This is a genomic window from Mesosutterella porci, from assembly GCF_022134585.1.
GTDB lineage: Bacteria > Pseudomonadota > Gammaproteobacteria > Burkholderiales > Burkholderiaceae_F > Mesosutterella > Mesosutterella porci.
On record NZ_JAKNCT010000012.1, the window covers coordinates 1 to 12,994 of the forward strand.

Sequence of the window (12,994 nt, forward strand, 5' to 3'; positions counted from 1 at the left end):
GCTTCACGTACGCGGCCTCGGTTCCTCCCTCTGCATCCAGCTGTGCAATAAGCTCCGTGAGCTTGCTCTGCAGGGCGGTTTTCCCCGCTTCGATGTCAGACGAAACAGTCGACCCGGCGTCCTGAACAGCCTTAACCTGCTTGTCGCCCTCGGCGTCGATCTCCTGAATCTTCGAGGCTGTTTCCGTCACAACGCCAGTAGCCGCCGTTTCAGCTCGAGTCGCGGCCGCTTCAGCCGCTTCTTTATAAGCTTCAGCCCCTGCGGCCCGCGTCTTGAAGTCGGCAAACACATCAGCCAGCTGATGCAGGTTTGTAAGCGACGGCTCCAACCCGGCCTGCTCGATCACCGCCATGAATTCCTCGGTGATCATGTGGTACCAGTATGCCCCGATCACTGTCGGCATCTGCTTTTTCGCTCGATTTCCATCCTGCGGATACTGATTTGTGATCGGATTCTTGGGAGGCGTTGGCGGTGTATCAGATGCGTCTGAGTAATAAAGTCTCTTCATCTTTACCTCTAAAAGAAAATGCTTTTCATCTTCTCGGCAATAATCAGGATCCCGTAAGCGAGAACAAAGATCGTCACTCCCCAACGCAGCACTCGCAGATAAGCAGGAAGTTCCTTGTCTGGCTTCATCATGGCCTCTCTCAGCGGCAAAAGTGCCGCCAGCACGGGTATAATTTCATTCATGGAAAGTCTCGATTTCCATATAAAAAGCCCCGCTCAGATGGCCGTCTGGGCGGGGCTTATCTTTCTAATAAAAGCCTAAATATGAATGCAGGGGAGCAAAACGAGAGCCGGAGGCTGCACTGTGCCTGACCGTCCATAAATTCCGTTGGAGCGAGAGGCATCGAACACGATTTCATTGCCCCACTCGTGATATCCCTCGTTCATATGCCTGAAATTCGGGTCGTATGCTCCGCCGTAATAAGCCGCGCCCCATGCATTGCGTTCGCCGCCGGAGTCAACCGCGACCTTGATGCCGCCAGTTATGTTTGGAAGCCCCGCGCTTCTCTGCTCGCCTACATTGCTCTGCCCGCCCCACACCGTCTTGTCGATCAGATATGGCAGATTGAATGTCGTGCTCCCGTTACCCGAGCCATATTTGGTCCCGATCACAGAGAACAGGTTCGCGTAGGCCGAACGGCTCACCGCCTGGCCGTTGCATACAAGCCAGTTTGCGTTCGGAGAAGAAGAAGTCGGGAAGAACATGATTGCTCCGGGCGGGACCACTTCAACTTGAGCAACTTTTGCCTGGATCTGGGCAACAGCGTCTGACAGAGCCTGGTTCACGGTCTTGATTTGGGCTTTGATAGCTGCGTCGAGCTGGGCATTGTCGTGCCGGTCCGGTGTGATGCCGCCTCCCTTGATGGCGTTGATCAGCTCCATCATGACCGCGTTGTACCAGATGGCCCCGGGTACGGTTGACGCTATGCCGCCACCGGACGATCCGTCTGTCGGATATCCCGGGTCAACATCATCGGGAATATTGGGCTCGTTCTGCACGGCTCCGGAAAGAAAGATCCTGTCCATTACGCATTGTCTCCTTCAAAACTGTAGTAGCCGAAATAGAGGTCGGTATGCGCCGGCTTGTAGCGCTTGATCAGGCATTCAATGAGCCTGTCGCCCCACCACGCAAGCGCCTCGTTTACCGGTCCCAGCGTGTTGTGATACCCCATGACAGACCCGGCTCCGGTCATCACGTCAACTCGCCAGACGTGCCTCCAGTTCTCGCCGCAGACCGCATCCATTGAGGTTGACTGAACGGAGTGCTGGCGGAACTCATCAATGACGATTCGATACCCAAACATTTCGGCCAGCTCAAAGAAATAGGCCCTGTCCTGCCTGCCGATGTTCTTGATCTTGTACATGAGCAGTGTGCGCAGCGTCGTCTGATTGGCACTGGACCAGGCTCGAATGCAGTCGTCAGGCAATCCCCAGTCGTCCAGCCAGTCTTCGAAAGTTTCCACAGCAAAGCGAGGGTCGGCCTCCCGCATCAGCGCCCGTACTCTTGAATCGATGCGACTGAATTCCTCCGCCCAAACTTCGATCATCATCCCCATGAGGGATGCGGCATCACCCCTCGGCCACGCAGGCCCCGGCGGAAGCAGCTGCTTCAGCATCCGGGAGTACTCTTCCTGTGTCGTCAGTTCCATGTGATCGTCCCCAGCGTGAGAAGCTCATTTGTTCCCGCTGTCGGGTTGGAAGTCGGAGACACGAGGACATGGTCAACCTCACCCGCCGCGGCCGAAATGGCCGCTCTTATGTGCGAAAGATAGATGCTCCTCGAGGGTTCGCTCTCCTTCATGAACAGGTCCTTAAGCTCGGCCTCAACCGCCGCCCTGACATCAGAAGTGTCCGGGGTGAGCGTACTGATTTCGATATTGACCGCCTTGAGCGTCGGACCCATGACGGTTACGTCAGCCGTTACCGGGCGTTTTGAATCGATATAGGACTGAACCTGCTTCACCATTTCGGACGTCGGGGAAATGTCTGCCAGATCGTCGCAGACAAACCTCACAACAACCGTTCCGTCTCCGTTTTCGAGCGGATAGCACCAGGCTCTTGTCACACCCGGTACAGCCAGGGCCCACTGGACATAATCAGACGAAGTACCTCCATGCGGCGTTTCCCGCTGCCGTGCAAGAACACGGGCCCGCAGGCTTTCGTCGTCCTCCGCATCAGCTCCTCCCGCAATACCTCGAGACTCAGCCTCGGAAAAAACACCTTCGATTGGCGAGATCAGCGTGAGCGTATCGCCGGATTCGATGTTGCCAGCTTCTCCCGCTACTAGGGCCTCAACAGAGGAAACCCCCTCCGCATCCGGAGCGACCGTCACCTGGAACTGCTGCTCGTCTCCGCCCTGCAGAATTGTCCCTACAGGTACGTTCACAACGCCGTCCTGAAAGCTGAATTTCACCGTTCCAGAGGCTTTCGAGGCGGCCTTTCTTGTGATCCCGAAGATTGAAGCATGGCGGTCGAGATGCTCGGAGTCTGCCGTGTCGACGAAAATCTGTTTGGAGACGTACTCAATGAAGCCGTGCAGCTCATGGCTCGCTCCTGCCAGCACCCGGCTGTAAACGGTCGCATTGCTTCTGCGCACCTGCGGAACGCTCAGGCGCGACTGGATTCCCGAGCTTATGCGGGAAATCAGCTCCCGCAGTGTTGGTCTAACAAATGCCATCATTCGCTCCAAATGTCTTGAAACCTCATGCCGATCAGGTCTGCGCCACTCGGTTTCTGAATCGTTACCGTTAGATTCAGCTGGTCGGCACCTCCCCGTTCTGCGGAAACGTCTACGCCTTTGGCAATGCCGTCATCGATCATCCACTGCAGCGCCGCCGCGGCGTAGTCTTGAGCTTTAAGCAGCGTCTCCTGTGTCACCTTCGCTCGAGACAGCAGCCAAAGCTTCGACCCAAACTGGTCGCCGGGGTCATCCGCGTAGGTATCCCCCCACCATCCCTGTTTCGAGTCCCCTGGGAGCTCGTCTGAATCCGAAGCCCGCGCCCATGAAAAAAGGCTGTTGTACACAGCCCGTCTTAACTCATCGTCACAAAAATCGGACAAAGTCGACTCAACGCCGTTGAGCATCAGAATCATTTGACCAAGCTCCACGAAAAGGACGCGGCGACCATCACCAGGCAGGCGATAACGGCCCACGGAAGAACCCTTCCCCACAGCCGAAGCTTTTGGTCCGGGGCGAGAAGTTTCATGATCACCATTGCTATAATTTCCAGTGTCCTCAATACGATTGAGGTCATAAAAAAGCCCAGCCAGATGCCCGTCTGACTGGGTTTTACTTTTCCTCGGCGGTAAAGAGCGCAGATTTACCGCATGAAATAAGAAACGCAAAAAATCACGCCTACAAGCAGAACAGCAAAGATGAATACCGTCACGCCACCAGCCACAAAGCCTTTGGCAAAAATCTTCATAAAAAGTCTTTGCGCTTCATCTTCTGCCAGTTTGTCGTAATCAATCATCTTCACCTCACATCTTTTGATCCGGGCTAACGCCGCCGTTATGCGTATGTCCGTTGTAGGTGCCCCTGATACTCTGCATCCGGCCCTTCGAGTCGTAAATCTGGGCCTTGCCCTGAATGTCCCCATTCACGATCAGCTTTCCCGTGACTGTGGTCTCAGGAGCGTCAATCGTCACAGAACCAGAACTCTTTACTGTCACCGGCGAATCCTTGCCCTCGACAACGATCCCGGATCGGGAGAAGTAAACCTTTCGCCCCAGATCATCGAAAACGCAAACTTCGCCGTCCTTGAGCCCCGTGGGGCGGTAGCGTCGGTCGGTGATGCAGAATGCGATCGTGTGCTCTCTGTCTCCGGCAAGGGATGCGGCAAGCACCTCGGCGCCTGTCTTGGCCTCAGAGGTGAATCCATACGGCTCAAAATGCTCGACATCGTCCCTCAGGTCATCGGCGAAGAGCTGCACCTGCACCGTCCGCATCTTCCGGGCAGCGTTCTTCGCCATCAGAACGCCTCTTGTAATCAGATCAATCAAACCGCTGCTCATAATCGTCCGGACCCCGCTTTGGCTAAGAATGTCGTACCTTTTTGGACCTTCTTCGCCACGGTCTTCTTGCCTTTGTCGACATCAGGAAGATCAGTGACGGTAAAAGCAGACGGATCTTTTAGTGTCATTGTTGTGGTTGAACCGTCTTTATCGAGCCTGTAAGTAATCTTCGAAACCAACAGCCTCTGGTTTATGCCGAGCATCGGATCTTTAATCCGAACCTTCATGTTCTGTTTCCATAGATCCCCGTTGCTCTGCCTCCACCCCTGCACCTGATAGGTCAAAACATCAGCGTTCCCAATGGAATTGGCCATCAGGTGCTCGGCTCTGGACTTGAGTTCTTTTCGAGTTCTGTTGCCGGACTGTTCGGTAACGGAAACCCTGTTTCTTGGAAAATCGGAGTTTTCAGCCTGCTCTGAAATTGAGTTCGCCGGTTTGCTGTTCTTGCTTTCTGGATCCGTTCCCTGCCCGATAACGACATAGGTTTTAAAAACCTTGGATATATCGTGCGCTCTGGACCCGGTCAAAATGTTTTGGCCATATATAAGCTGATCATGCGCCTCTCCGTTTTGAGTCTTGCCACAAACAACCAAGTTGCCAAACTCGTCGTCATTTATAAGCAGGCTGTCATCCTTCAGCAGTTTTGTGATTCCGCTGCCAATAGTTTCGTGGGTGGAAAAATCAATTGCCCTGACATTTTTGGCAAGGCCGTTGTCCACCACTTCAATTCCGTAATATCCAGCGATCGTTTTTATTACTGAGGAAACCGTCGCCCTTTTCCATTGATGCGGTTTCCCAGGAGGGATCATGCATTCATCCAAATCTACCGTCTTGCTTTTAATCGTTATCTGAATGTCCGATCTTTCGTGCGTATAGCTAATGGTCTTGTTGACAATAAAACCTGTTAACAGCGTATCGGACCCTATTTTGACAACAGCCTCAAGTCCCTCTTCTATGCCTTCGCAAAGACTGGCTCTGTTTGAAGTTCTCGCCGCTCCCAGTTGGCACGCCCGCACTAACGAATTAACGCTCACCTCAATCTGAACAGATGTCCAGCCAAGATACTTTTCCCCGTTGACATACAGGGTTACTTCGTTTTCAGGAGTCATAAAAAAAAAAAAGCGCCCGGATTTCTCTGAGCGCCCTTGGGGTTGATTGTCCCGCTTATTTATTCTGGAAGCTTGATGTTCCGCGTTTCCGGATCCACGAGAATCCGCTGCTTAGTAACGGGATTTACGTATTCCTTATATCTTCCCGACCAACCGTTGTCGTGAAAGTAGTTTTCTCTTGCCAGTCGATCCTGTTCGTCCTTCGCCTTCCTTGCCGCCTCATCTGCTTTTACCTTTTCCAGGGACTTCGAATCAATAACAATGTGCTTTATTGTTTTGCTCGGCGGATCCGGAAGATATTCAACGCTGAAATTCTTAGATCCGTCAGGATCTACCCAGCGATGAATTATCTCCTGTTCGGCAAACGCGTTCGCGCTTAAGAGCACCCCAAGCACCGCAGCAACAGCAAGGATCTTTTTCATGGCAGTCACCTGCTCAAAAGCTTCAGCTCCCTGGCGGGAACAAACCCGCCGTGCCGGATGCCGTTGCGGTCGATAATCTCTTTCTCCCTGGCGGCATCCTCATAAAAATTATAGGCAACCACAAGGGCCGGCTGCACTTCCGGAGGTGTAACAGTTATTAACCGCGCGGAGTCTTGAGCCCGGGTCGTCATGTCGTCCGATACTGCAGCGCGAGCATTTTCGAGCGCAAGATAAACATCATCGCTTTCAGTCTCCAACATCTCGGCATCAAGCGCGGCGAGAACCTGGTCGCGAACAGCGATCATGTCCTCGTAGGCTATGCCGCCCTCCGCCGTATCCTCATCGCCGCCGACCTTGGCCGATGCCGAAACGGCTTCAGCAAGCAGCGTCTGACGAGCAAGAGACTGGACGGCCGAAGACTGAGCTGTCGTTCTCGCCTCTTCATCTGAAACCTGCCCCGTCTGGTAATCGTTGTTCATGCCGTCCGATTTCACCAGGCGACTTAAGAGCCTCGTCACACGCCTCCAGTTGTTGACGCTGTAAGCCAGCCTCGAATACCCGAAGGAGTCGGCGACGGTCTTCGCAAACACCTCGACATCGCTGCTCACAAGGGAAATTGCCTTGGCCGACAGCTCCGACATCTCGTCGGACACGGAAAACAGCCGGCAGAGCTCTTTATAGTCGCTGAGCTCAAAGAACTTCGAAAGATTCCCCGTGACGGCAGCTTTCACGAAATCCTGGGCGCCGGAAAGATCAAACTTATCTAGAAATGCGTCCAGGGCGCTCTGCTTCAGAGTTTCAGACGCCGAAGCGCTTGCCGCAGCAGTGTCGGTCGACGAAGTCGGAAAAACATAATCACCGGACTCGACGAAAACGAGCTCGGCGGACGAAAACCCAAGTTTTGTCGTCGAATACGTGACCTTGGTCGTCGCCTTCGGCGTCACCGTCATACTGCCCAGCATCGGGTGTACGAGTACGCCGGCCCCCTCCTGCTCCATTGCTTCAAGCAGGCGGTTCATGCCGGTGATGTACTCCGGTCCCGCAAAAACAGCCGTCAGCGTGATTTCTCGAGCGCTTTTCCCGAGGTCCTCTACAAAAGGCTTGTCCCTCTGGGGATACTCGAAGACATGCACTCTTCTTCCAATCGTCAGGCTGCTGTCCGTGACGGAGAAGGGCACGCCCCTAAAAGATGCGGGCCAGAGTTTTTCTTCAAACGTCGGCATGTTCAATCAATTCCATAGCTGTAGTCGGTTGTGAGCGATACTGGACCGTTCGACCGAACGCCCTCTGTCCTAACCGTGGTTCCCTTGTCCGTCTGGATACGAAGGCGCACTTCGCTTTGGGCTGTCACTCTGCCGTTGCCCGCCACCACGCCTTCGTCCACACCCCTGAACCCCGCCGGAAGCCTGTCGTAGCTGTCGGAGAGCTTGCTTCCCTGGCTCGACAGCTCTTCTGTTTCCCCGAAAAGCCTCTTCAAGAAACTGCCGACGGCGGACAGTTTGTCGAGGAAGCTGTCAAGCACCGGCATCCATGTGTCCTTGAACTTGATAGCCAGCGCGATCCCGGCCCCCAGCGCCGTGAGCAGCAGTCCCACAGGATTCGTCATGGCTGCCACCCCGAGAAGCCTCAGCGCGCCGATCACCGCTGCGATTGATTTAACGAAGGCCCCAACCTTGATCACAAGATCCATGCCGATCAGAACACCAAAAGCCTTCAGGATGGTGGAAACGCCGCCAATGGATCTGATAAAGTCCGTCAAAGCCCGAACCGAATCAAACGCCCCCTGGATCATCCCCTGCCAGTCAACACCCTTCAGCTCCTTGGTCAACTCTTCGACAAAGTACTGAATATTCGTCGCGATCAGATCGCGGCACTTGACGATCGTCTCTTCCATGGGGGCGATCAATCCCTGAAGCACAGGCTGTAGCCTTGATCCGATCGCGGTCGAAATCGTCTTCGTGACCGACTGGAGCTCAGAGAGCTGATCCCCGAACTCGTTGGCCGCCTTGACGTCTTTGGCCGACATGACAAGGCCCAGCTCTTCAGCCCTCTTGCCAAAAGCCTGAAGCCCCTCGGCCCCGTCCTTGAGAAGAGGGATCAGCCTTGCGGCCATCTTGTCGCCAAAAGCGGCCGTCAGAATCTGCATCCGCGCCGCAGGCGATTCGTTGTTCTTCACCGCCTGGGCGAGATTGTTCATCACGTCCGCCGCGCTTCGCACGTGTCCGTTGCTGTCTTTAAGCGCGATGCCCAGATGACGGAACATAGCGACAAGCTCGTCGTTCTGTCCCGCGGCCGCCTTGCTCATGTTGGATGTGAGCTTCGTGAGAGCCCCGTCCAGCTCCTCGGCGCTCATTCCGGAATTCTGCGCGCCATATCGAAGCTTCTGCAGCGCTTCGACCGAAACGCCGGCCCGGATCGAAGCCTTGTCAATCGCATCGGCCAGTTCCAGATACGAGGAAACAGCACCTTTAATGGAAAAGCCGCCAGCTCCGGCAAGAACAGCGAAAGGCTTCGCAATCATACCGGCCAGATCCATCGAAGCCCGATTGAGCTCGCGAATCGATCTTCCAAACGCGTTCATGCGCCTGCGGACATCCTTCAGCGGAGCGGACAAATTGTCCCTCAGCTGAAGAACCGTCTGCAGCAAATATTCCTGCCCTGCCATCACTCACACTCCTCGGAATGAATCTTGTTCGTCATTTCCACGTACTGGCAGATGCGCTCAAGAGTCATGCCGCCGAATTCCTCCGGCGACATGCCCCAGAACCTCGCCATTCGAAAGATCGATTCCTCGACGACGTCAATCGCTTTCGCCCACCGGCGGCATTCCAAAAAGAGGAGTGATCGCCTTCGCGATGGCCATGCTGTCTTCAACCGTCACCTGCCCGAAGGCCTCGGCGTTGATGGTCGTGCAAAGACGCTGCGCGTATTGCATGGCATGGTCGAAGGCCTCGGCATTGGTCTTCTCATCGCCCACCATCTTGAGCGCTTTGGCGTCCGCAAGTGTTGGAGCGCGAAAAGAGAGCTTTTCGTATGTCGTCCCCTTGTAGGTCACCGGGGTCTTAAGAATCACCTCGGCCGGCTTCATGACCAGTCACCCCTCACACCGTTGAAAACAAGCTGAACCGTTCCATCCTCCGGTGAGAAATTCGCATTGTCGCCCGCAAGGAAAGCGTCAGAGAGCGTGTAGCGCATGCCATTTGCAAGCTCTGCCACGATCGTCATGTCGGTCGCGGTGCGCAGCTTCTCAAGCGGAAAATCAGCATCCACGTAGAAATTGCCAGAAATAGACGGCACAACCGGCGTTTCCGAATAGCCGATCACCCGGCCCGAGGCCGTCACAGCCTGCCGCGTGTACTTATTGACAGGGATCTGGAGGGATCCGCTCAGGTTGAGCTCCTCACCATCCACTGTGATGTAGCAGGTTCCCGAAATTCTCTGGTTAGCCATTTAAAACTCCTTAATTCAGACGGAACTGAGCAAGAACCGCGAAGATCCTCAGCTGGTTCACGAGGTCAGGCGGCAAAAGCACATCGACCCGGTTCGGATCGTCTGCATTGCGCTCAACAATGAGGTTCTGCTTGAAAGCGTCCAGATTCTCGACAAGAGCCTTCTCCTCGAGCTTCTGGTACTCGGCGATGAGCTCGGCGCGGATGATCGAAGGCGTGACAACAGCCTGCCCGGAACCAAAGTGCGTGCCATCGGAGGCAAGCTTGTGCCTCGGGTATTTGCTCGTGATGACGGTCTTCAGATCCCTCAGAATGTACGCGAGGGTAAAGAGCGTGCAGTCATCCAGGTACGAGTTGTCGGGCGAGCCGACGGCGTTCGTCTGATAGGTCGTGATCGCCCTCTCAATCCTCATGTAGCCGCCCTGGGTGTACTCGGTCGCAATGCCCGAGGTGAGGAGGCTCTGGCGCTCCGAGAGGTTGAACCTCGAGCCGGCCTGCGCCGCCGCCACGCCAATCAGCTCCAGAGTCTGAAGCGGACGGGCGGGATCGTTGTTGAGAGCGCTCGCGGCCCGGGCGGCATATGCGCCGAGGACTTCAGAGCAGGAGGAGGCCACCGCGGACTCGATGCCAAGGACGGTTTCGTGCTGGTTGTTGCGGCTCTTTCCAAAGGAAACAAGATCAGAAACGGAGCCGCGCTTGACCGTGAAAACGTGCCCGTAAAGCTGGCGCATCGGAGACCATCTGCCGGATTTGTCGTTCAGCTCTTCCGCCAATGTGGTCAGGCTCGCCGCATCCGCAAACGGGCAGGCAATCACGTCATACTGCTCTTCGCCCATCGCGGCCACCACCCCAGACAGATCCGGCGTTCCGGTTCCGCCCGAGAAGGCCGTCAGCGCAACGCTCACGCCCTCGGGGAGCTCTTCACCCGCCGCATAGCCCTGGCGGTTCACTGCGAGCTGGATGTCGTTGCCGACAAGACCCGCGTTCTTCGCGTTGAAGGTCACCACCCCGGCGGCCGCGGCTGCAGTCACCGGAAGGTCCACATTGGCGGTCACAGCAGAAGCGATGGCAGACGCAATGGCGGTCGCCGTATCATCCACCGCAACAGCGACGGACACCCGCACTGCTCCAATATAGAGGTTGATCGTCCCGGCTTCGGTCGGAGTGCCGGAAACGGTAGCCGTAGCGGAAGCTTTGGTTCCGGTCGGATCGGCAACCGGGATGCACCAGACCTCGCCGAAAGTATCGTTCTTGCGATACATCGCGTTCATCAGCGCGAGCTGGGAGCCGTGGCCGAAAAGTTCTTCGCCCTGGGCAGAGGAAGACACAAGCTGCGGCTTAAGGGCCGTGGCCTTTCCGCTTGTCATCTGGCCGATCAGCAGCGTTTTCAGCACGCTCGTCGCCGTATTAGCCTGAGAATTGTCGAGCTCCGCATAAAAAAGCGGAACCCGAATCCCGGACGGGATGTTTGAGAAGGAAACCGACATAGTTGCCTCTTATTTGATTAAAAGTTCAGCGGTGACGAGTTTGTCATCCTCGTCCGTAGTGGAAAAATTCTTCGCTTTGAGCCTGACAGACTGCAGAATCGGCAGTGCGTCGATGATTCGCTGCTGTGCGGTTATGCTTCCCATCAGGAGCTCGCCGTAGGCAAAATCGAGCGTCTCAACGAGCCTCGCGCGGTTGCAGGCCGACGTATTCACGCTCTGGCTCTCGAAATAGATGATCCTGTTCGTCTGTTCCGGATAACCGAGCGGAAGCCCCAGTACCGCCTTGAAAACCTCTTCCTTCAGATCCTCGAGATAGTCGTGCCCGGTTTTCCCCAGAGCGTCGTCGCTTGTAAGCGAAACGCAAATATTGATCGAAAAATGGTTTTCGATCAGCTGGCGGTACTTGGTCGAGGTTGTCGCCGTCTCCGCAGTCACGCCGGACGGAAGGACGAACGCGCAGGGCATCGCCGGGCTCACGCTGTCGTCGATGTTGAACCACGCATAAGCTCCGAAAACGCGCCGCTCGAAGGACGGGCAGTTCTCGCGAAGGCATTCGATGATCGGTGCAAGCTTCATTTAAATGAGATCTCCTTCGCGGCCAGCGCCTTGTCCATCAGTCGTGCAAGGTTCGATTCGATGCGGTCTTCGCCCACAATCTTTGTCGCGTCCACCATGAAATTCTTGCGGGGCTGAGCCACCTTCTTGCCGACAGACTTCTTTCTGCGCCGGTTGTCGGCCGCGGTTCGGGTTCTTGGGCCCCTGTGGCCGTAATAGACGTAGGCCGGGTAGAAGTCCTTCCCCATCTGATCCGTCTTCCAGGGTTTGATCACCGCAGAAAACCCGGATCTCGAGGGCTTGGGCTTAATTGACTTCTGCAGCACGCCGGTGTCTCGTCCCGGGTATTCGTCCGGCTTTGAAACGCCCTTTTGGCGAACAAGGTTCTTTGCGACTCGCGCGATCTCGCGTCCCTCTTTCCGAAGTCCGCTTTTTAGTGTCTTCACATCAAAGTCGGCGTACTTGAAGCCCTTCGGGAAGCGAACCTCGACATCAAGAAGCGCCATACTGGGCCTCGCATTCCAAAGCGGTAAAGCGGTGGGCGTCGTTCATGTCCGTCAGGCGCTTCACCAGATACCAGGCCCCCTCGTAGAGGATCTTTGTCGCATGGGTCAGGTCCTGAGGCCGCGTGCCCTTTGTGTAGCGGACGATGAAGCGGTGAGTCACGTCATAGCCTGCCTGAACAGACCCCCAGTAGTTCACGCCGCCGATCACTTCCACCTTCGCCCAGGCGTGAAGCTTCAGCGCCAGGTCGTTCGTGCTGTCGGAGGCATCCTTAGGGCTCGTGTCCAGGCTGTAGATGTCAATAGGGCGCTGCAACTCGCCAATTTGAGGCAGTTTCATGAGCTACCTCCATGTGCGATAGGGGTCCAAAAGCCGGTCGACGAACGGGTTCTCGATCAGGTTTTCAGCCTGGGCGGCCTCCCGATGCTCGTAAAAATGAGCCGCCTGGATCAGAATCCACGCCCGGATGCCTGCCGGAACCCCCGAGGGATCCGTGGCATAACCTTCGACGCCGTCCCTGGTGATAATCCCGTGCTGAAGCTCGTGCTCGGCCATCTGGGTGCAGGCAAGACAAAGAGAGGCGATCAGAGAATCATCCTCCGAATGGTCCACGCGGAAATGACGCTTCGCTTCTTCAAGCGTGACGCCGCTTTCCGCGGTGCTTGTATCAATTCCTGTGAACTCAGTCTCGTTTGACATCACGATGCCTTTACCGCTCTGCGCCTGGGCGCCGCCTTCTTCGTTTCAACCTTGACCGGGGGCTCTTCGGCCGCACCGGACGCTATCAGCGAATCGGCGACGACCCGGGATACCCGGACAACCGTACCAGCTTTGACAAGCCCGGCAGACGGAAGCAGCGCGGCCTTCTTCAAAAGAATCTCTTTTTGCATACGCTCATAAAGCAAACGCCCCGAAAGCAGGAAGCCTCCGGGGCGCATGCGTCAGTT

The 12,994-nt window shown here is 55.8% G+C and carries 21 protein-coding genes; all 21 read right to left on the reverse strand.

Translation table 11 applies throughout. The features are described 5' to 3' along the window. Positions 1–403 (reverse strand): hypothetical protein (locus MAF45_RS09425; protein ID WP_237979959.1); only part of this gene is annotated, 403 nt, incomplete at its 3' end. A 113-nt stretch (positions 404–516) separates the two neighbouring features. Beyond that, entirely contained in the window at positions 517–690 is a 174-nt protein-coding gene (locus MAF45_RS09430; protein ID WP_237979962.1) for a hypothetical protein, read from the reverse strand. A 75-nt stretch (positions 691–765) separates the two neighbouring features. Then, the gene (locus tag MAF45_RS09435; protein WP_237979964.1) at positions 766–1,533 is read right to left on the reverse strand and encodes a phage tail protein; all 768 of its coding nucleotides are present in this window, start codon (positions 1,531–1,533) and stop codon (positions 766–768) included. Continuing rightward, positions 1,533–2,156 carry a YmfQ family protein gene (locus MAF45_RS09440; protein ID WP_237979966.1) on the reverse strand — a complete coding sequence of 208 codons (624 nt, stop codon included), beginning with the start codon at positions 2,154–2,156 and terminating at the stop codon, positions 1,533–1,535. The genes MAF45_RS09435 and MAF45_RS09440 overlap by 1 nt, the downstream gene beginning before the upstream one ends. Next, positions 2,147–3,187, reverse strand: coding sequence for a baseplate J/gp47 family protein (locus tag MAF45_RS09445; RefSeq protein ID WP_237979968.1), 1,041 nt, complete (start codon positions 3,185–3,187; stop codon positions 2,147–2,149). The genes MAF45_RS09440 and MAF45_RS09445 overlap by 10 nt, the downstream gene beginning before the upstream one ends. Continuing rightward, the gene (locus tag MAF45_RS09450; RefSeq protein ID WP_237979970.1) at positions 3,184–3,600 is read right to left on the reverse strand and encodes a phage GP46 family protein; all 417 of its coding nucleotides are present in this window, start codon (positions 3,598–3,600) and stop codon (positions 3,184–3,186) included. Before MAF45_RS09450 ends, MAF45_RS09445 begins: the two co-directional genes overlap by 4 nt. Next, positions 3,597–3,722 (reverse strand): hypothetical protein, encoded by a 126-nt coding sequence (locus tag MAF45_RS11350; protein ID WP_283207074.1) that lies wholly within the window; start codon positions 3,720–3,722, stop codon positions 3,597–3,599. Before MAF45_RS11350 ends, MAF45_RS09450 begins: the two co-directional genes overlap by 4 nt. Before the next feature lie 105 nt (positions 3,723–3,827). Continuing rightward, positions 3,828–3,980: a hypothetical protein gene (locus MAF45_RS09455; protein WP_237979973.1), complete on the reverse strand. Its 153-nt coding sequence runs from the start codon at positions 3,978–3,980 to the stop codon at positions 3,828–3,830. Positions 3,981–3,987: 7 nt separating this feature from the next. Continuing rightward, on the reverse strand, positions 3,988–4,521 hold the full coding sequence (locus tag MAF45_RS09460) for a phage baseplate assembly protein V (RefSeq protein WP_237979983.1): 534 nt from the start codon (positions 4,519–4,521) through the stop codon (positions 3,988–3,990). After that, entirely contained in the window at positions 4,518–5,630 is a 1,113-nt protein-coding gene (locus MAF45_RS09465; RefSeq protein ID WP_237979984.1) for a phage baseplate assembly protein, read from the reverse strand. Before MAF45_RS09465 ends, MAF45_RS09460 begins: the two co-directional genes overlap by 4 nt. Before the next feature lie 59 nt (positions 5,631–5,689). Next, complete coding sequence (locus MAF45_RS09470; RefSeq protein WP_237979985.1) at positions 5,690–6,052, reverse strand: hypothetical protein; 363 nt, start codon at positions 6,050–6,052, stop codon at positions 5,690–5,692. A gap of 5 nt (positions 6,053–6,057) precedes the next feature. Then, on the reverse strand, positions 6,058–7,275 hold the full coding sequence (locus tag MAF45_RS09475) for a DNA circularization protein (protein ID WP_237979986.1): 1,218 nt from the start codon (positions 7,273–7,275) through the stop codon (positions 6,058–6,060). A gap of 2 nt (positions 7,276–7,277) precedes the next feature. Further along, a complete protein-coding gene (locus MAF45_RS09480; RefSeq protein WP_237979993.1) occupies positions 7,278–8,717 on the reverse strand; it encodes a phage tail tape measure protein in 1,440 nt (479 codons plus the stop codon). A gap of 135 nt (positions 8,718–8,852) precedes the next feature. Next, entirely contained in the window at positions 8,853–9,140 is a 288-nt protein-coding gene (locus MAF45_RS09485; protein WP_237979995.1) for a phage tail assembly protein, read from the reverse strand. Beyond that, entirely contained in the window at positions 9,137–9,502 is a 366-nt protein-coding gene (locus tag MAF45_RS09490; RefSeq protein ID WP_237979997.1) for a phage tail tube protein, read from the reverse strand. Before MAF45_RS09490 ends, MAF45_RS09485 begins: the two co-directional genes overlap by 4 nt. 10 nt (positions 9,503–9,512) lie before the next feature. After that, on the reverse strand, positions 9,513–10,988 hold the full coding sequence (locus MAF45_RS09495; protein ID WP_237980006.1) for a phage tail sheath subtilisin-like domain-containing protein: 1,476 nt from the start codon (positions 10,986–10,988) through the stop codon (positions 9,513–9,515). A 9-nt stretch (positions 10,989–10,997) separates the two neighbouring features. Continuing rightward, positions 10,998–11,564: a phage tail terminator protein gene (locus MAF45_RS09500; protein WP_237980008.1), complete on the reverse strand. Its 567-nt coding sequence runs from the start codon at positions 11,562–11,564 to the stop codon at positions 10,998–11,000. Beyond that, positions 11,561–12,049 carry a hypothetical protein gene (locus tag MAF45_RS09505; protein WP_237980011.1) on the reverse strand — a complete coding sequence of 163 codons (489 nt, stop codon included), beginning with the start codon at positions 12,047–12,049 and terminating at the stop codon, positions 11,561–11,563. The genes MAF45_RS09500 and MAF45_RS09505 overlap by 4 nt, the downstream gene beginning before the upstream one ends. After that, positions 12,036–12,386 (reverse strand): phage head closure protein, encoded by a 351-nt coding sequence (locus MAF45_RS09510; RefSeq protein ID WP_237980017.1) that lies wholly within the window; start codon positions 12,384–12,386, stop codon positions 12,036–12,038. Before MAF45_RS09510 ends, MAF45_RS09505 begins: the two co-directional genes overlap by 14 nt. Positions 12,387–12,389: 3 nt before the next feature. Then, the gene (locus MAF45_RS09515; protein ID WP_022443406.1) at positions 12,390–12,746 is read right to left on the reverse strand and encodes a head-tail connector protein; all 357 of its coding nucleotides are present in this window, start codon (positions 12,744–12,746) and stop codon (positions 12,390–12,392) included. After that, a complete protein-coding gene (locus tag MAF45_RS09520) occupies positions 12,746–12,937 on the reverse strand; it encodes a hypothetical protein (protein WP_237980021.1) in 192 nt (63 codons plus the stop codon). The genes MAF45_RS09515 and MAF45_RS09520 overlap by 1 nt, the downstream gene beginning before the upstream one ends. Positions 12,938–12,994 lie beyond the last annotated feature (57 nt).